Below are 18,357 nucleotides of genomic sequence, written 5' to 3'. Positions count from 1 at the left end.
TCTTGAACGCGATGCTTGAGTTGTTCATTTTCTTTGCGTAGCTGTTTGTTTTCTTGGCGCAAATGTTCATTTTCTTGAATGAGTTGATGAATGAGCTGTTTTTGTTGTTGGACTTTGCCGATTAAGCCCTCAACTGTAAATACAGCTTGTTGTACCGTCAACATGTGATTCACCTCCTTGTCTATCAATATTCACATCATAGACAGGAAAAGCAAAAAATATTCAGCTCACTTTATGATGTGGCTGAATAGTTACATGAAAAAAGAGTATAAAAAACCACGTGCATTTGAACTTCGTCGTGCAGTAATTGCGGGCGGTCATTAATTTTTAATGACGTCATCCCACATAAAAATTAGTAGCTGTCACGCCCACTTTTATTGTGGGGAGGAATTAAATAGTGATTACAGCAGAAGAATGTGTTTTGTATAAGGAATTTGTGGAAAAATATCAAGGATATCTATATCCCTTATTAGGGGCTCGACTCGCACGAGATTACAATAAAATAAACGGAATTATAATTGATATGGGAACTGGTCCTGGATATTTAACTACACAATTAGCTAAGAGAACAGGAGCCAAGGTACATGCTGTGGACATAAATCCTGCAATGCATGAGTTAACTCAAAAATTAACAACCGATATGGGTTTAAACAATTTAGTTAGTCTGGATTTAGAAGATGTACATAATTTATCTTATCCAGATAACTTTGCTGATTATATCGTTTCTTATTCATGTTTGCACCATTGGGAAGATCCAGTTTTAGGAATTAAGGAATGTTATCGAGTCCTATCAACTGGTGGAAAAATTGTTATTTTAGATACTCTTCCTACAAATAAAAAAAATTTGGACATTCTTCAAGAAAAAATTAAAGAAGCTGAATACTTTCGATTCGTGAAAGAAGCTTTAGAAGAAAGTTATTCATTAAACGAAGTGGAGGAATTTGTAAAACTTGCAGGAATTGAAAACTATTCTTTGGAAATATTTGAGTTTCATCCAGAAGATTTAGTCGATTGTATGGATGATCTAGAGAGTGTAGATTTTTGGGATTTTGAAGAAAGTCAGCCAAAAGTTGAAACTTGGATATTAACAATTACAAAATAGGAGGAACAAGCTATGATAACAGAAAACACTATTTTAATAAAAGATCAATCAAAATCATCTAGAAAATACTTAAAAAGTACAATTATTGAACCTGATATTACGTTAAATGAAATAGCTTCTGACATTTACAATTATATTGATGGAAAAAATAATGTTAAAGATATATGCAATCTATTAATTAAAGAATATGACATAGATTACGAAACTTGTTTAAAAGATACTTTGGAACTAATTCAGCAACTTATTGATTATAAAATTATATATGTAAAGTAAAGGGGGAAATTCAGAATGAATAGTTCGAATTCTCCTTCTTTTTATGAAGAAAATGAGTTGCTAAAGGCTAGATCTAAAACAATTGTTAACTACATTGTAATGTTGATATCATTAGCATCCAAAAAAGGCATGAACCATGAAGATCTTATTGATTGGATTCATAAAACGTACGAGGAACACGGATATTATGATCAGTGGATTTATATAAACGGTTATGGAAACACAGAAGCTTTTGTAAAGATGTTTGTACAAGGTCGTAATCTTTTATATGACAATATTGAAGTAAATAATTTGTCTGATGGTTATGAAGTTAAGACACATACATGGTATGAAAGTGAAATACCAGAAGCTTTTTTCTATTTTGATATGGATGCTGAAGAATTTGCTAACTATTCAGCTAAATTAGCAATTAAAAATGCTGAGAAGCTCGGAATAAATTTATCTATTAAAAAAGAAGGTAATATAGAAATAGCATACATAAAAAAGTTAACAAATCATTCAGTGGAGTGAGCAGAAATGTGTGGTATTGCCGGTATTATTAACCTTAACCAATCTCCAATTAATAAAAATCAGCAAGAGATACTAAAAATAATGATGGATGAAATTGCATATCGTGGTCCTGATGATGAACAATATTATATAAAAAATAATGTAGGTTTAGGGTTTAGAAGATTATCAATAATTGATATAAAAAATGGTCAGCAACCCTTGCAAAATGAAGATAAATCTATCATCGTATTAGCAAATGGTGAGATATATAACTATAAAGAGCTAAGAGGAAGATTAGAAAAAAAGCACAGATTTCAATCAAATTCTGATTGTGAAGTAATTGTACATCTTTATGAAGAAAAAGGAATTAATTTCTTAGAAGATCTTATAGGTATGTATGCTATTTCAATATGGGATCGTAGATATAATAAAGTAATACTTGCTAGAGATCGCTTTGGTATCAAACCGTTGTACTATACATATAATGGGAATGTTTTCACCTTTGCGTCAGAAATTAAAGCTCTTATAAGATCTCCGAACTGTCCTAAAGAGTTTGACTGGGAAACTGCTTTATCTGATCCTTGGCTTAGTGGGTATGTATCTACCAATCTAAACCCTCCTGTCTCATATTTTAAAGGAGTAGAACAGTTACCAGCAGGTACATACTTAGAAATAAATATATGTGATCGTACCATGTATCAAAAGAAGTATTGGGATATAGAAACTAAAATTCAAAAAGAGAAATATAATAATAAAGATGTTGATTATTGGATATGTGGTTATAAGGAATTGTTAAAGGATTCAATAGAAAAATGCTTACAAAGCGATGTGGAGATTGGTTTGTTTCTTAGTGGTGGGATTGATTCAGCTGCTATCGCAGGAATAGCATCCAAAAGAGAAAATTTCCATACTTTTAGTGTACTGAGCCAAAGTACATTTACAAATGAAGATGCTAAATATGCACACTTAATTTCTAAAACATTTAATTTACCCAACCACCAAGTTATTTTTGATTGGCAAGATAATGAATTATTGACACCTCAATGTTATAAGCATCTACTATGGATAACTGAGACTCCATTTTGTGGACCTGAACAATTTTATAAATATAACCTACACAAATATGCTAAACATATAAGACCTAATATAAAAGTAATACTTACAGGTCAAGGAAGCGATGAGTTTAATGGTGGTTATAGCAGAATGTTCGCTCCAGAGGACGAAAAAAATTGGAATGGATTTATTTCTTCTTTAAATATTCTTGAGAGAAACAGGATAATTAGTTCATTAAAAACTAATATAAACGTTTGGGAAGAACACTTTGTTACGAACCCAATATCTACTAAATTCCTTAAAAACCTAGGGGATAATAGTAATCTAACACCATGGCAATCTTATACCTTAACAAAGTATAGAGATTTACAAATGTATAATTGTTGGCATGAAGATAGGATAGCTGCTGCCAATCATATTGAAAATAGAGTTCCATTTTTAGATCATAGGCTTGTAGAGTGGATATTTTCCATACCTGAAGAACTACACCCGAAATTACTTTGGGATAAAAAGATTTTAAGAGAGGCAATAAAGGAATATCTTCCTAAAGAATACTGTAATCGTGAAAAAGTACCTTTCTTTTATGGAAAAGACGTAAAGTATACACATAGGATGATGTTAAATTTATTAAATTTTAATAATTCAGAGTTATTACAAGAAGCTTTTTTAAATGAATATACAGAAAATATTATTGATTTTGATAAGATTAACGTTATCTTTAAAAATATTCAGGAAGATCCAGAAGCCTATGGTACAGAATTTCTATTAAGATTGGTAAACATGGGTTTACTTTCAAATATGATTAATCAAAAAACTGTATTAGAAAGTCCACAAGATAAAATACTAACTGCAATTAATGGGGAATGGACAGATATTGAAAATGAAGTTTCATCTAAATTTAACAAACATAAAGAAATTAACCTTGGACATGTTCCGTCTTTTAAAGAGGGGGTAAAATTAGTAAAGCTATATAATAACAAAGTTGAAAATGATTTATATTACATAGTGGTCAATAACATTATTGAGTTTTCTTTATCAAGAAAAGAAGTTGGCGAATGGATAGACGTATTACAAAATATTGATGGTAATAAAACATTAAATCAGATCTTAATCGATACTAATATAAAATTATCTAATATCGCTAAATATCTTAAGGAAGCCATTGATTTTGAACTTATTGTTCTACAAGATTTTAAATAAGTATAAAGGAGTATAAGTATGCGTACTATTCAGTTTTTTGCAGTTCTAAGAGGACTGGCAATGGGATTATTTTCTCCTATATGGATTCTTTACTTGGTGGATCAAGGTTATGATTTACTACAAATCGGATTGCTAGGTACAATTTTCGAAATAGCAAAGTTAATTTTTGAAGTACCATCCGGAACATTTGCGGACCGATATGGCATCAAACTCTCAATTGCGGGTTCTTTTTTTCTCTCCGTTGTAACATGGGCTTTCTTTCCTTTCATTGATACATTAATTATCTGTATATTAGCTATGATTATATGGGCTTTATCAGATGCGCTCATCTCTGGATCACTAGAAACTTGGATGAGTAGAGTTGTAGGAGAAGAGAGATTCGGGAAAGAAGTAATGAAAAATACTCAAATACTCATTGCATTTATTGTTGTTGGTAGTATTATTAGTGGTTACCTATACTCTTACAATATGTTTTTACCATTTATTATCGTAGTAGCACTTTATACAATCTTGTTTATATGGATGTCAATTTTTGTTAAAGTACCTATTGTTAAAAGTGAACACGAACAGGAACATATTAAGGAGTCATTTTTAAATATCTTAAAACAAAGTTTAAAAATAGTTTTTCATAAACGAAGAGTATTGTTAATTGTATTATCTGGATTCTTTACCGCTTTAACTTACGATATGGTATCAAGATATTGGCAGCCCTTACTCAATGAGATGGGTTTTTCTGAAATCGGACTAGGCTATATCTTTGCACTAGCAGGAATATTTGCTTTAATTCTCTTAGGAATAACAATGAAATTAGAGAAAAAAATAGAAACAAATCCATATATGTCTTTAACAATTGTAGAATCAGTCAGCCTACTATTAGTAGGAGTATTAACAATAGGTTTCAAACCGTTAGGGGCAATCGCAACTTCAATATTGTTAGCAGTTGAAGATGTTAGACATCCAATTGTTATCAGTTATTTAAACAAATTTTTCCCAGATAATTACAAAAATACTCTATTTTCTTTAAATTCAGGAGTTGGTGCCCTGGGAGAAATCCTATCTGGTGTTATCTTTGGAATTATTGCATTAGAATTTGGACTAACAACAACATTTTTGGTAGCTGCCATTTTTCTATTACCAGCAATTATTATTTATTGGGTAGTACCTAAAATCCATGATAAAACTTCTATTACTGTAGATGAGCAACTTCGCTAACATAAAAAATAAAAAATAGACTTAAAGAGCCTGTTCGTCAAAATAATCACTATTATTCTCATATTATCGGCATTGGCATAGATAAACAAATGAATATAACCCATGGCGTTAGCTCTCAACTAGCGCCATGGGTATAAATATTTATACCTTATTGTTTTGCTGATACAGTTGTACGATTTGTTCTTCCCGTTCGCGAATGATAACTTTTGGAACAGGCGTCGGTTTTTTGTTTTGATCGATGGCGACCATCGTTAAAAAGCATGTCGTTGTTAAGTGATGTTCGCCTGTAAATAAATCTTCTGTTTCGACTTTGACGAATACTTTCATGGATGTGCGTCCGGTCGAGTAGACGAATGCTTCGAGTTTTAAAATGTCACCTACTTTTGCGGACGAAATGAAATCAACTTTGTCAATCGAAACGGTGACGACTGCTTTTCGCGCATGGCGCATGGCGGATATTGCCGCAATTTCATCAATATAAGCTAAAACCGTACCGCCAAAAATCGTGCCGAGATGGTTTGTATCAGAAGGTAATACGAGCCGTGTTTGAATCGTTTTTGATTGCTCGACGCTTACTTCCATGACTTTTTCCCTCCGTAAGCTAAGAGTCGCTTGCGATATTCGTGTGCGGCTTCCACCATCACTTGAAGTGCGGCAATCGTTTCTTCTTCTTTTCGAGTTTTTAATCCACAATCGGGATTGACCCAAAATTGTTCTGGACGAAGAACGCGAAGTGCCCGTTCGATTTGTTCGCTTAGTTCTTCTTTTGTCGGAATGCGTGGGCTATGAATGTCATACACCCCTAATCCGATTCCCTTCTCATACTCATATGTTTCAAATACAGAAACAAGTTCACCATGGCTTCGTGACGATTCAATGGAGATGACATCCGCATCAAGCTCATCAATGATATGCATCATATGTTCAAACTGTGAATAGCACATATGGGTGTGAATTTGCGTCTCCTTTTTCACCGATGAGGTCGTGATACGAAATGCGATAACGGCATCTTCCCAATATGATGCATGTTTTTTTGTTTTCAAAGGCAATCCTTCCCGTAATGCTGGCTCATCGACTTGAATGATGCGTATTCCTTCTTTTTCTAACTGCAGCACTTCTTCACGCATCGCAAGAGCGAGCTGAATGAGCACACGTTTCCGTGAAATATCGTTGCGAACGAACGACCAGTTTAAAATAGTTACTGGTCCTGTTAACATTCCTTTCACAGGTTTAGTCGTTAATGATTGGGCATATACTGTTTCTTCTATGGTCATCGGTTGTTGATAGGCAATATCGCTAAAAATAATAGGTGGGCGCACACAACGTGATCCATATGATTGCACCCAACCGTTTGTTGTGCATGCCATCCCTTGTAGTTTTTCGCCAAAAAACTCGACCATGTCTGTGCGCTCGAATTCGCCATGGACAAGTACATCGAGCTGTAGTTGTTCCTGAATATCGATCCATTTTTCAATTTCTTTCTTGATAAACGATTTGTACCTTTCGTCTTTCCACTCCCCCTTTTTCCATTTCATCCGAGCTTGGCGCACGTCGCTCGTTTGTGGAAAACTGCCAATTGTCGTTGTCGGCAAAAGTGGAAGCTGCAAATGGGCTCGTTGTGCTTTTTGTCTTTCGCTGTAAGATGTTCGGTTTAATGGAACGGTTGTGATATCGTCTGTTTGTTTAGATTGACGGAACTTGGAAAAATAAACGGTTGTTTGTTCATCGTATTTGATTAGCTCGTCGATCGTTACGTTTCCTTTCATATGCTCTGTCAACATACGTATTTCATCTAATTTTTCATCCGCAAATGATAAAGTACTAGCAAGTTCTGTTGGTAACGTATGTTCATGTTTTGTTGTGACAGGGACATGTATTAAGCTGCAAGACGGTTGAATGATCAGTTGTTCAGAAACGCCTGCTAAATGATGAAGGAGCTTCGCTTTTTGCACAAGCGAACTTTTCCATACATTTCGGCCGTCGACAATACCAGCAACTAATATTTTATCTTTCGGAAATCCGTAAGTATTTATGTCTTCCATGTTTTCGCCATCATCATGAACAAAATCAAGCCCAATGCCTGCGACAGGCAAAGCAACAACTTCACGGTAATGAGATACGCTAGCAAAATACGTTTGTAAAATAATATTTATGTTCGGTATATCGCGGTGAAAAACGTTGTATACATGATGAAATGCGTTGATGATATCATCGTCTATATCTTGAACGAGAATCGGTTCATCCATTTGTACGAACGACACTCCAGCCTCACCTAGTTGTTTTAACAATTCCACATAAACAGGAACTAAGTGTGCAAGATGCTTTCGCCATTCGTTGCGATCGTATTGTTTCGAAAGTAAAAGAAATGTAATCGGTCCAAGTAACACAGGCTTTGCTTCAATATGGAACGTTTCTTTTATTAGTTTGTATTCTTTCAATAGCCGATTTTCCACCAATTTCGGCTTAGTTTGCCCGATTTCAGGAACGATGTAGTGATAATTTGTATTAAACCATTTCGTCATTTCAAGGGCATGTTGTCCGTTCGTGCCACGCGCCATCGCAAAGTATTGCTCTAGCGGATTAACTATTTGTTTGAATCGCTCTGGAATATATCCGAACATAAATGCTGTATCTAACACGTGATCGTATAAGGAAAAATCTCCGATCGGAATGAGATCAATTCCTTTCTCGACTTGTTTGCGAATCGAATCAAGTCGAATCGTTTCCATCGTTTTTGTGAACTGCTCTTCGTTCATTTGCCCATTCCAAAAAGATTCTAATGCTTTTTTCCATTCCCTCTTTTCTCCAATACGTGGATATCCTACATTCGAACTGTAGATTAACATATACAAGCACCTCCAGTTATTTTATCCCAATCAAGCAGAAAAACCCCCTTCCAAACAGAAGGAGGGCATAGCTAACTCGTATTGAGATACGTGAAGTGCCTCAACATCATATGTCCTCACTCCTCCCTATGACGCGTAGGTCGTAAGTGCATACAACAGGCAGGTCTCCTGACTTAGCTTCATCGCCGTTTATCTCCTTCCCATTTCGCGTGAAACAGTGGATGATGATAAACAGCTCTGCATCACAGTGGCGCGACCGTGTTGGATTTTCACCAAACTTCCCTTTTAAGATTCACAGCATGTGTGAACCACCTGTTGCGTGAACTTATTATTTTGTTGTATAAAATTCAGAATAAACGAACTTTTTGTTTTTTTCAACTGAAATATTTTCTCGTGTGGAGTTTTGAGAGATGTAACGCCGTAGGTAACTATTCAGCCTCCAACTAGAGAAAGTTAGAAAGATACGTTTAAAACTTTCTATTTCCTGTCTAAAGGTATCACTAATCGACAGGAGAGGTGAAGACGATGAAAGAAGAATAAATTCTAGCCGTGTATCATCAAGGACCTAAAGCTGTTGTGTAATTAGTCAAAACATTAATGAATCAAATCGAACAATTACAATAACGGGGGCGAGTAGTTGGACGCACGAAAAAAACAGTACTAACAGCTATTTGTCGCCTTCTTCCGATCCGTTTCGTCCTTCGAACCTCCTTGCGGAAGAAAACAGGCAAGCGCCCAGGTGGACAGATCGGACATCGGAGGTATATGCTCCAAAAGGTGGCTAACCCGCACCATATCGTTGTACACCGAGTAACCCAATGCCAAGGATGCGTGCGGGGCATCGCTAGAACAGGTGCCGGTCCATCAATGCCTTACCCGACAAGTATGGGACTTTCCAACTTTGCCGATGGAAGTCACCCAGCAAGAATGTGAAGTCAAGTTTTATCACCATTGTCATCGTCTTCACCAAGCGGAGTTTCCTGTCCGCGTCACGAACCCAGTACAATATGAACTAAGAGTCAAAGCACTGCTTGTTTATCTCACAAAATATCAATTGCTTCCTTATCACCAGACGGCAGAGCTCATTAAAGATGTTGTTAGTCATTGGATCAGCGAAGGGACGCTGGTAAAGATCAACCGGGAAGCCGGCGAATGTCTGGCCGACATTCGTCCCCTTTTTCATAAGGTGTTGTTGGTTTCTCGCGTTCTTCACGTAGATGAAATAGGCTTTCAGTTGCAGGGAAAACGAAACTGCTTCATGTCACAAGTAACGATCAAGCGAGTGGTATGCCTACCATCCAAAACGGGGCAAGGAAGTGATGAATAACATTAGGTTTCTTCCCTTTTACGAGTGAACGATGATGCATGACGTATGGAAGCCGTATTTTCGGTATCTCCAAGCTCAACATGCGTTGTGCAACTCCCATCTTCTCTTTGAACTTCAAGTGATATGGGAGCTCCATGAACATGGATGGGCGAAAGACCTGATGGATCTTCTTCTCGAGATGAAGCAGGAGGTGGACCAGACTGGCGGATGATTGAGCGGCGAACGGGTTCGGCAGTATCGAAGATATGAGCGTTTCCTTCGTCATGGCGCTGGCCTACTGGATCTTGCTTCTCCAAAAAGGAGGCTCCCGAACGGGTAGCAAAGCAGCCTGAAAGTTGCTTGATCGGCTACAGAAATATCAAGCCGAAGTCTCCGTTTCTTTCGTGATTCTCATGTTCCCTGTGGCAATAACTAGGTAGAACGGGATTGTAGATGGCCAAGATTAAGCAGTGTATTTCCGGCACCTTTCGTAGAGAAGAAGATGTACACGTCTTTGGTCTTGTGCGTAGCATCATCTCCACGATCAAAAAACCGAAGAAACGAGTATGAGATATTCTTTAGTAGTTGCTTCAAGGCCATTTTCACTGCCTATTTGTTTCCACCTAGTCAGGATGTTTTCTGAAAGAGAAAATGCTCTTTTCGTGTTGTCTTCTAGCAAAGTAACTAGTAATAGGCTGAATAGTTACCGCCGTAGTTAATGGTTATATTTTTCTTTTAAGTTAATATTGATATTTTATTGATAATTTTATGTTAAAAAGTATTGATTTTTTTTTTTTTTTTTTGTTATAGTTTTACATGTATAAAAATTAAATTATTTCATATATATCGAATAATTTTTAAAATAAGGAAGTCTTATTTCTAAAATATGTACTTGATAGGTGGTATGTTTTCTGTTTTAACAAAAGAGAGGTTTATGTTCTGATCAATATAATAAAATAATCATTTATGTGGAACAGAATAGACGAAAATATGTGCATTGAAAGAATAAAAGGATTCGTCACTACAACAACATGTACTTGATAAGCGATACGGTTTCCTGTACAAAGAAGTAAAAAAACATTGGTTCATCACCACAAAATGTACTTGACAAGCAATACGGTTTCTTGTACAAAGATGTGCAAAAACCATTGATTTACTGATTTTTCCTCACAATCGTAAATAGGGTATGTTCAGAAAAAAATCAAGTACAACTTTTGGTGAAGAGCCAAAAAAACATTTATTTACTATTTTTTCTCACAAGCGTAAATAGAGTGTGTCTAGAAGGAAATCAAGTACAAATTTTGAACATAGATCATGAAAAGTAAAAAATGTATTTTTTGTTTTGACTCTGTATTTATATAAAATACAAAAAATTCTAACAGTTTTTATTGAGAGGATTGATTAATATGGAAGTAGTTAATAGCAAATTATCTTTAGGTAAGGCTAATAAAATATTCAAAGAAATATCGAGAACATATTTTGAAATGGGAGATCCTACGTACTTGCATTATATGTGTAACCCTTTGAAAAAGATTGTTTTTCAAAATATAGTAGGTACACTTTTTTATCGATATTCTCTGAGTACTGTGAAAATCGTAGATGAAGAACAACCGATTGCCTACTGTTTCCACAGGAAGATAGGTGAGAGGATAGTCATCTGTATGGATATATATTTGACTCCTGAATCAAGAGGGAAAGGATTAAGTAGGAAAGTCATCGAGCTCTATAGAAAAGAGTTGTATAAGCAAGGATTCGATTTTATTCTTGGTGCAGCGTTTAACAAAAATATTCCTTCACAAAAGATGCTCCAAAAGTATGCAGATGCAAATTTCTTTTATACAAATGCGTTCCAGTTTAATAGAAGCACATTCTCTTCTTCTGTCTCTTTGGAATTTAAAAAAATCAATATGAACCAAAAAGAGTTATATTTCAATATTATTTATAAAACCCTACAAAAAGACTTTGAAAATATTCCTCTCGAAAAATCAACTATTCACGATGTTATTAGGTTTATCTGGGGACCATTTGTTTTTGGAATCTTCTCCTCTAATCAGTTAATAGGAAACATTACGTATGAAATTCTTGTCGGCACAATTTACATAAAGCTTGCTTTAGAAGATAAATATTGGAATATAGCTCCCGAAATAGTGGAGAAATTCTGTAGCTACTGTTCTCTAAAACAAGAAATTGTTGTAGTTCAGCACCCAAACAACGTAACAATAGATAGAAATGATGTTGAGAAAACTTCTCCTGTTTTGTTTTTTAACATTTTTACTACGCTGGGTGAATGTCAATGAATAAATTTCATTCGAGTCTGAAGCCTAGATTTAAAGGAACTATTGAATTATTGTATCTGAAAAACAATCAGTTAGTATTCAATAATGTTATAACTAGAGACTATATGATTGTTGAAACTGATGAAATTTCAAGCTTCTTCTTAAGGAAAATCAATGGTGAAAATACTATAAAAGACATTAAAGATTCAGTCAGAAGCAGGTTTACAAGAGACTTTTCGGAAGATATTGATAATTACCTAAACTACTTATATCAGAAGAATATCATAGAATTTGAAGACATAGCGATACCCTCTGACTTAAAAAGATATTCGAATCAGATTCATTTCTTTAGAAATTTTCTTCATTTTAACAATGCTAAAGAAATGCAAAGTTTGTTAGGCAGCAAAAAGGTATGTGTTTTAGGTCTAGGTGGAACTGGAAGTCATATAGCATATAGTCTATGTGCAATGGGAGTAGGGACATTGATTTTAAATGACCATGACTATATTGAAGAGAAAAATTTAACAAGACAAGCTTTATATTGTGAAAACGATGTAGGAAAATCAAAGTCGATTGTTGCCAAAGAAAAATTAAGCAGTATAAATTCTTCTGTATCTATAATCACTTTTGACAGAAGGATATCACAGACATTGGATTTAGAAGAGATTATAGAGGGAGCAGATCTTGTCATTAACTGTATGGATGATCCTAATATGGATCATACAAGCATTATTGTAAATGATATTTGTCAAAAAATGAATATTCCTTTTATCACAGGTGGAGGATACAATGCGCATCAAACAAGTCTCGGTTATTTAATTATTCCTAACAAAACGATGTGTTTTCACTGTATTAGGAAAGCAATTCAAAATCACGATGGAGATTTAAGACCTTTCTTATCTGAAAAGAGAGACATGGATTATGGCTCAGTAGTGGGAATTGCGAGTATTATAGCCAATTTGCAAGTATTGGAGGCTGTAAAGTTTCTTACCAATTTTTCCTCTCCTGTTATCATGAATCAGCATATAGAGCTTGATTTTATTCATTTATCTTTTCGAAAGACAAACCTCTTGAAATATATTCATGAACCTTGTGACAGATGTGTTCACCTGAAAGGAGGTGAAAAAAATGAAAGTTAAAGTTGTTAAAGAAGAGAAAAATGGTGGATTAATTTGTTTGGGTACAAGACTATTGGGCCTTGTTTGTTAGTGAAGAAGTGCTGTTATGTTTGCTATGAGGAGACTGGAGAGAGGGATCTCCTCTCTCTTTTTGTTGATTGAGATGAAATGAAATATAAGTAAAAGGTGGGTGAATCAATGTGTACGATGTAAATGTTCAAGGTGTTTGTAAAAAGTTTGGAAGTGTTTATGCTGTTAAACATATTAATTTTTTTGTAAAAAAAGGGGAGATTTTAGGTTTTCTCGGTCAAAATGGAGCAGGAAAAACGACAACAATTAAGATGCTGACAGGACAACTTTTGCCAACTGAAGGGTATATAGAAATATTTGGTATGAATATAACTGATCATCATAAGGATATTATGAGTAAAATTGGATATATTCCTGACACTCCTATTCTTTACGAAGGATTAACCCCAAAAGAAATGTTAGGTTTTATAGGGAGATTGTATAACATGAAAACAAGTGTTTTATCGAATAGGATTCATGAACTTCTGTCTATTATGAATTTGAAAGATTTTGAAGATGAACTGATTAAAAATTTTTCTTTAGGAATGAAAAAGAAAGTTTCCATTGCATGTGGTCTTATTCATTCCCCTAAACTTCTTATTTTAGATGAGGTTACAAACGGTTTGGATCCTAGATCTGCTAGAGAAATAAAAGATCTTATCAAAGTGTTAAATGAGCAACAAGGGATTTCATGTTTACTGACAACGCATATTTTAGATGTGGTTGAAGAGTTAGCCCATCGAATTATTATTATCGAAAAGGGAGAGATTATTGAACAAGGTGAACTGGTGGAATTAAAAGAAAAGTACAAGGAAAAAAATTTAGAAGGTGTATTTTTGAAAGCGATATCTTGAATGGAGGGGTAAAAACTCAATGGAGACTCCAGTAGCTGTTATCGTTAAAACGTACTTTAGAGAACAAATGAATTTATGGAGAATAAGTAATAAATGGTCACTTTTTTTAAAAGCAATAGCAACAATGATTGGGGCTATTCTTCTAGGATTTATCGTAAACCCATCTCAACTTTTCACACCAGCGGAAATCGTATTGTTTATTCTATTGCAAGCTATTGTTATTAGTTGGTTGCAAACGGTATTGAATATTTATCAAAAATTGTTTTCTTTAAATGACATGACGTTTCCATTTCTTGCAGGTATTCATAAATCATCAATTATTTTAGCAATATCTTTCATTAATGCTGTCAAGAACACAATCATAGCTGTGGGTATTTCTTTGTATTTTTCAACTGCCCATTTAGCATTAACTCTATTCTATTTTGTTGCTTTCTTTGTCAGTTCCTTTTTGTCGTTTTTGTTAGCTATTTTATTTGTTTTATTTTCTACTAAGTTTATTAAGTCTGTGAAATGGCTAATTTTATTTGTATTTGTGATACAAATAGTTCTACTATTCTCCCTTTTAGGTGTAGCACTTACAAAAATTAGTGCTATGACTGTGCCGTTGGTCATTTATTTCGTCTTTGCTTTGTTTGCCTTGTTTTTCATTTGTGTAAAACCAAATGTAGTGGATCGTTTCTATATGATTAGCGTGGATAGTTTTAACAAGATTAACAGAACATATAACAAGGGAAAAGAACGCGTTTCTTTTGTTAAGATGATTAAAAGTCCAATCATATTCAAAGATGCGATTTTATTATTTGTTAACCCGATTACGAAAATTAGATTTTATGCTTGGATCATTGCTCATGTTTCCATTTTATTCATGATTGAAAAAAAAGGACTCCCTTTCTTAATTGATTATCTTCCATTATCACAAAGCCATGAGGAATGGTTTGTATTTCAAATGTCAATAATAACCCCCTTCTTGTTTTTTGGGGAAATTGTGATTTCTTCATTTTACTTAGATAAAGGAGTTTTTAAATGGTATATACTTGCAGGGGTAAATGGAAGGAAGTTATTTTTTTTAAAAGCAACTCTAGGTTTTTGTATACTGCTAGCGCCTAGTTTATTGATAATTACGGTGTATGTGTTGTTCCTAAATTTATCTATAAAATCGTTTGTGTCAATTGTTACGATCACTTTTTTTAGCTTGCTTAGCTTAGTAATTACTACTTTAAGTATATCATTGTTTGACGTCAATATTGAAGTTTATTCCAAACCTTCCGAATCAACTGTAATTGCTGAGCAAATTCCGCAAACAAACATTACTTATTTATCGTTACTAGTTGGGTTTTTACTATTGTTCATTTTTTACAAGTATATGTTTATATCTCCGAGTTTAGGGATCACAGACTTTATTACAGCCATAGCGTGTAATTTTTTATCGGTTATAATATACAATTTGAGTATGAATAGGTTTGAAAGTAAAGTAATGAGATATAGAAAAGTTGGGAATGATGTGTGAAATTCTAATATTCAAACCGTTTATTCATCTAACTCTTGGCGGTGATAATGTTGAAGACAAAAATGAATTTGAAAAATGGAATTCGGTTTATTTGTGAATGTCAAAAAAACGTGGAGGTTGTTTCTTTCGGCTTTTGGTTTCAATTTGGTTCTGCTTATGAAACAAAGACTCATAACGGTATTTCACACTTTTTAGAACATGTAATAAGCAAGCAAGAATTTGAAACATTCATTGAAAATAGAGGTGGAAAAGTAGAGTGTATAACAAGCAAGGAGTATATTAGTTTTAACGTAACCGTAAATAAAAGTGATTTTTTGAATTGTCTAAGAAAGGTAGCTGACCAAATCTTTTCTCCCAGAATAACTAGTGAGATAGTAGAATCAGAAAGAGCAGTTGTTATTGAAGAAATAAAGATGTATCAATCAGATTTCTTAGAGTATGTTTTAGATAATATTTCAAGATGTATTTTTAAAGAACAGAGCTCACTATCACTTCCTATCTTAGGATTGGAAAACAACATTTTAAACTTCGATTTAGAGCAACTATGTGACACTTGGTACAATAAAATATTAAGGTCTCCACTTGTGGTTTCCATAAATGGGGGTATTGATGAGAAACAGCTATGTGAAGCCTTGGATTACATTGAAAACATTCACAAGGAAAATAAAAGTTACAAGATATCAAAGGTTGAGTATTGTCCCTCACTTATTGTTGAGAAGTCCTTACATGATATATCGATTTTGAATATACTTTCTTGCTTTAAAACAAGTGATATTTATCAACACATCTTACCCGAGATTTTCACTTTTTATCTTACGAATTCTGGACAAAATGCACTTTTGATAAAGGAATTAAGAAAAAGAGGACTATCTTACCAAACATTTTCCTATTACTTGCCTTATACTATCGTGGGGGTTTGGGGAATTACTTCACTTTTTTCTTCTGATAATCTATTAGAAGTAATAAATACAATTAAATCCACACTAGAATCGGCAGCTCAGATTAGTTCAGAAGACTTCGAACGAATAAAAAATATGGCAATAAATCAAAGTGTTATCTTGTATGAAACCACATCAGAGAGAATGAAATTCCAAGCTAAAAATTCTTTATTGTTGAGGGAAGATGTTTTTATTGATAATTATTTAGTACGATTAAGCGAAGTTGATATAAAGGATTACATTTCCTTCGTTAGAGATATGATGAATAGAGAGAAGGGATATTTGTTGTTCCATAATGATGAAATTTCGGATAAGAACATATTTATATAAGGGTGAAATAAGGGATGATTCCTTCATTAATACTATTGTTAACGTTGTTAAGTTTTTGCTATGGAGTAATAAATTACAAAATGTCAGAAAGTTTTATTAAACAAACAGAGATAACAAATTTTGATAGGATTTCTCGTTTACACTGCGCCGTTGTTGCCATATTCGACGAAACTTCTTGTATTAATTGTATTAACGTATTCAGAAAGGTGAAAAGCAGAATAGATGTTCCAATTTATTTTTTGAAGATGGATGTTGCAAAACAACTTGTTACTATTGATTGTAATTCTCCGGTCTTATTAATATTTCACCAAGGCAATGTAATTGCAAAAATATGTTCCCAAACAATAGATAAAGTTGCTTCCCATTCAACATATATTAGGTTGATTATGGAGGAACTGAGAACACATGATTTTAATTGAGCCATTGTTCATTGTTATTTGTTTAATGTTAGGTGTAATTTATTTACAAAGTGGTCTAATGAAATTAAGAAGTATTTATGCATTCAAAAACATTGTACAAAGTTATGAGTTGCTCAATAATGAACATGTAGAAAAGGTTGTTGCTTTAATAATTCCTGTTCTGGAGATCTATATATCTTTAAGCTTAATCTTATTTAAAAATCTGCTATTGGTAAGTGCTATAGGCGGATTTTTACAGATTATTTTTATTGCAATTATGATTGAAAAGTATGGAAAAAAACTTCCGTATGGATGTGGTTGCTTCGGAATTCAAGCTCCTTCAAAAATTGATCTAAAACATATCTATTTAAACATATGTTTCTTTATCCTTTTTCTTTGCATCGGAATATATGATATGAGTTCGTGGTGCTAGTGAGCATTATCTTTCAGCCTAGAACCATAGTTGTGCTTTTTTTCTTCGAAGGAATAACATATTTTTTAGTTTTTGTATTTTTTGGATTATTTCTTTATAAGCTGTCTAAAAAGAAATCTTTAAGTTGAAAGGGATGAAAATAATTGATAACTCTTCGGAACATAAAAAAGTACTACAAATTAGACAGTGAAAGAGTTGAAGTATTGAAAGGGGTTTCCTTACGTCTTCAAAAAGGACAACTTGTTTATTTATTGGGAGAGTCAGGATGTGGGAAATCCACTTTGCTGAATATTATCGGTGGGCTAGACTACGCTGACGATGGAGAATACATTTTTAACTCTATAAATGTTAGAGAATTTAATGAAAAGAAGTGGGCACGTTTACGAAGGGAAAGGATTGGGTTTGTGTTTCAAAATTTCAATCTTATTCCCCATCTAAGTGTCCTAGAGAATGTAGAGATGAGCATGATTTTATTAGGAAAATCCAAAGAGAAAAGAAAAAGAAGGGCGATAGAACTTCTAAATATGGTAGGGTTAGGGGATAAATTAGGATATCTACCTAATCAATTGAGCGGAGGACAGAAGCAACGTGTGGCCATAGCGAGAGCGTTAGCAAACGATCCGGACATTATATTAGCAGACGAACCAACAGGGGCTTTAGATTCAGAAAACTCTATGAATATTATGGAAATATTGAAGGGTATTTCACAACAAGGTAAAATTGTGTTAGTTGTAACGCATTCTCAAGAGTTAACTTCATATGCGGATAGAATCATAAGGATGAAGGATGGTAAAATTATTGGGGATGAGCATGATTTAGGTATAGAGTAACTATTCAGCCACATCATAAAGTGAGCTGAATATTTTTTGCTTTTCCTGTCTATGATGTGAATATTGATAGACAAGGAGGTGAATCACATGTTGACGGTACAACAAGCTGTATTTACAGTTGAG

At 33.9% G+C, this 18,357-nt stretch carries 16 protein-coding genes, 1 pseudogene and 1 riboswitch; of the genes and pseudogenes, 13 read left to right on the top strand and 4 right to left on the bottom strand.

What is annotated here, in order from left to right; genetic code table 11:
* A pseudogene (locus K1I44_RS13685) lies at window positions 1-164 on the bottom strand (IS66 family transposase); the annotation flags it as partial.
* Window positions 165-397: 233 nt separating this feature from the next.
* On the opposite strand from K1I44_RS13685, the gene K1I44_RS13680 reads away from it, so the two are divergent.
* Genes K1I44_RS13680 through K1I44_RS13660 form a run of 5 tightly spaced genes read left to right on the top strand, consistent with a single transcriptional unit; the run spans window position 398 to window position 5,329 of the window.
* Complete coding sequence (locus tag K1I44_RS13680; RefSeq protein WP_021095734.1) at window positions 398-1,102, top strand: class I SAM-dependent methyltransferase; 705 nt, start codon at window positions 398-400, stop codon at window positions 1,100-1,102.
* 12 nt (window positions 1,103-1,114) lie between these two features.
* Window positions 1,115-1,375, top strand: a complete 261-nt coding sequence (locus K1I44_RS13675) for a PqqD family protein (RefSeq protein WP_021095733.1) — start codon at window positions 1,115-1,117, stop codon at window positions 1,373-1,375.
* 15 nt (window positions 1,376-1,390) lie between these two features.
* On the top strand, window positions 1,391-1,885 hold the full coding sequence (locus tag K1I44_RS13670) for a hypothetical protein (protein ID WP_021095732.1): 495 nt from the start codon (window positions 1,391-1,393) through the stop codon (window positions 1,883-1,885).
* A gap of 6 nt (window positions 1,886-1,891) precedes the next feature.
* Window positions 1,892-4,117: an asparagine synthase (glutamine-hydrolyzing) gene (gene asnB / locus K1I44_RS13665; RefSeq protein WP_219986478.1), complete on the top strand. Its 2,226-nt coding sequence runs from the start codon at window positions 1,892-1,894 to the stop codon at window positions 4,115-4,117.
* Between the two features lie 18 nt (window positions 4,118-4,135).
* Window positions 4,136-5,329, top strand: a complete 1,194-nt coding sequence (locus K1I44_RS13660; RefSeq protein ID WP_219986477.1) for an MFS transporter — start codon at window positions 4,136-4,138, stop codon at window positions 5,327-5,329.
* A 141-nt stretch (window positions 5,330-5,470) separates the two neighbouring features.
* Here K1I44_RS13660 and K1I44_RS13655 read toward each other — a convergent pair whose 3' ends face one another.
* Window positions 5,471-5,911, bottom strand: a complete 441-nt coding sequence (locus K1I44_RS13655; RefSeq protein WP_219986476.1) for an acyl-CoA thioesterase — start codon at window positions 5,909-5,911, stop codon at window positions 5,471-5,473.
* Window positions 5,902-8,175 carry a 5-methyltetrahydropteroyltriglutamate--homocysteine S-methyltransferase gene (metE, locus tag K1I44_RS13650; RefSeq protein ID WP_219986475.1) on the bottom strand — a complete coding sequence of 758 codons (2,274 nt, stop codon included), beginning with the start codon at window positions 8,173-8,175 and terminating at the stop codon, window positions 5,902-5,904. The genes K1I44_RS13655 and metE overlap by 10 nt, the downstream gene beginning before the upstream one ends.
* A 141-nt stretch (window positions 8,176-8,316) precedes the next feature.
* A riboswitch (cobalamin riboswitch) is annotated at window positions 8,317-8,506 on the bottom strand.
* A gap of 576 nt (window positions 8,507-9,082) precedes the next feature.
* Between metE and K1I44_RS13645 the strand changes: the two genes are divergently transcribed.
* Window positions 9,083-9,502 (top strand): IS66 family transposase, encoded by a 420-nt coding sequence (locus K1I44_RS13645; RefSeq protein WP_255573440.1) that lies wholly within the window; start codon window positions 9,083-9,085, stop codon window positions 9,500-9,502.
* A gap of 2 nt (window positions 9,503-9,504) precedes the next feature.
* On the opposite strand, the gene K1I44_RS15620 is transcribed toward K1I44_RS13645, so the two are convergent.
* Window positions 9,505-9,798, bottom strand: coding sequence for a hypothetical protein (locus tag K1I44_RS15620; RefSeq protein WP_255573439.1), 294 nt, complete (start codon window positions 9,796-9,798; stop codon window positions 9,505-9,507).
* A 1,089-nt stretch (window positions 9,799-10,887) separates the two neighbouring features.
* Between K1I44_RS15620 and K1I44_RS13635 the strand changes: the two genes are divergently transcribed.
* The 7 genes from K1I44_RS13635 to K1I44_RS13605 all read left to right on the top strand — a co-directional run bounded on the left by K1I44_RS13635 (window position 10,888) and on the right by K1I44_RS13605 (window position 18,234).
* Window positions 10,888-11,778 (top strand): GNAT family N-acetyltransferase, encoded by an 891-nt coding sequence (locus K1I44_RS13635; protein ID WP_219986472.1) that lies wholly within the window; start codon window positions 10,888-10,890, stop codon window positions 11,776-11,778.
* Window positions 11,775-12,896, top strand: a complete 1,122-nt coding sequence (locus K1I44_RS13630) for a HesA/MoeB/ThiF family protein (RefSeq protein WP_219986471.1) — start codon at window positions 11,775-11,777, stop codon at window positions 12,894-12,896. Before K1I44_RS13635 ends, K1I44_RS13630 begins: the two co-directional genes overlap by 4 nt.
* 179 nt (window positions 12,897-13,075) lie before the next feature.
* Window positions 13,076-13,798 carry an ABC transporter ATP-binding protein gene (locus K1I44_RS13625; RefSeq protein WP_219986470.1) on the top strand — a complete coding sequence of 241 codons (723 nt, stop codon included), beginning with the start codon at window positions 13,076-13,078 and terminating at the stop codon, window positions 13,796-13,798.
* Between the two features lie 19 nt (window positions 13,799-13,817).
* Complete coding sequence (locus K1I44_RS13620; RefSeq protein WP_219986469.1) at window positions 13,818-15,305, top strand: hypothetical protein; 1,488 nt, start codon at window positions 13,818-13,820, stop codon at window positions 15,303-15,305.
* Between the two features lie 47 nt (window positions 15,306-15,352).
* Complete coding sequence (locus K1I44_RS13615; RefSeq protein ID WP_219986468.1) at window positions 15,353-16,573, top strand: M16 family metallopeptidase; 1,221 nt, start codon at window positions 15,353-15,355, stop codon at window positions 16,571-16,573.
* A 405-nt stretch (window positions 16,574-16,978) separates the two neighbouring features.
* The gene (locus K1I44_RS15540) at window positions 16,979-17,404 is read left to right on the top strand and encodes a MauE/DoxX family redox-associated membrane protein (protein ID WP_219986467.1); all 426 of its coding nucleotides are present in this window, start codon (window positions 16,979-16,981) and stop codon (window positions 17,402-17,404) included.
* A 203-nt stretch (window positions 17,405-17,607) separates the two neighbouring features.
* Window positions 17,608-18,234, top strand: a complete 627-nt coding sequence (locus K1I44_RS13605) for an ABC transporter ATP-binding protein (RefSeq protein ID WP_255573438.1) — start codon at window positions 17,608-17,610, stop codon at window positions 18,232-18,234.
* Window positions 18,235-18,357 lie beyond the last annotated feature (123 nt).

Source organism: Anoxybacillus sp. ST4 (genome assembly GCF_019448545.1).
GTDB classification, from domain to species: Bacteria; Bacillota; Bacilli; order Bacillales; family Anoxybacillaceae; genus Anoxybacillus; species Anoxybacillus pushchinoensis.
This window is presented reverse-complemented; position numbering and strand designations above follow the sequence as displayed.

What these genes read in the sequence shown, in the direction of transcription:
- K1I44_RS13675 (WP_021095733.1), top strand. Translation starts at nt 1,115, where the DNA reads ATGATAACAGAAAACACTATTTTAATAAAAGATCAATCAAAATCATCT.
- K1I44_RS13670 (WP_021095732.1), top strand. Translation starts at nt 1,391, where the DNA reads ATGAATAGTTCGAATTCTCCTTCTTTTTATGAAGAAAATGAGTTGCTA.
- asnB (WP_219986478.1), top strand. Translation starts at nt 1,892, where the DNA reads ATGTGTGGTATTGCCGGTATTATTAACCTTAACCAATCTCCAATTAAT.
- K1I44_RS13660 (WP_219986477.1), top strand. Translation starts at nt 4,136, where the DNA reads ATGCGTACTATTCAGTTTTTTGCAGTTCTAAGAGGACTGGCAATGGGA.
- K1I44_RS13655 (WP_219986476.1), bottom strand. Translation starts at nt 5,911, where the DNA reads ATGGAAGTAAGCGTCGAGCAATCAAAAACGATTCAAACACGGCTCGTA.
- metE (WP_219986475.1), bottom strand. Translation starts at nt 8,175, where the DNA reads ATGTTAATCTACAGTTCGAATGTAGGATATCCACGTATTGGAGAAAAG.
- K1I44_RS13645 (WP_255573440.1), top strand. Translation starts at nt 9,083, where the DNA reads ATGGAAGTCACCCAGCAAGAATGTGAAGTCAAGTTTTATCACCATTGT.
- K1I44_RS13635 (WP_219986472.1), top strand. Translation starts at nt 10,888, where the DNA reads ATGGAAGTAGTTAATAGCAAATTATCTTTAGGTAAGGCTAATAAAATA.
- K1I44_RS13630 (WP_219986471.1), top strand. Translation starts at nt 11,775, where the DNA reads ATGAATAAATTTCATTCGAGTCTGAAGCCTAGATTTAAAGGAACTATT.
- K1I44_RS13620 (WP_219986469.1), top strand. Translation starts at nt 13,818, where the DNA reads ATGGAGACTCCAGTAGCTGTTATCGTTAAAACGTACTTTAGAGAACAA.
- K1I44_RS13615 (WP_219986468.1), top strand. Translation starts at nt 15,353, where the DNA reads ATGTTGAAGACAAAAATGAATTTGAAAAATGGAATTCGGTTTATTTGT.
- K1I44_RS15540 (WP_219986467.1), top strand. Translation starts at nt 16,979, where the DNA reads ATGATTTTAATTGAGCCATTGTTCATTGTTATTTGTTTAATGTTAGGT.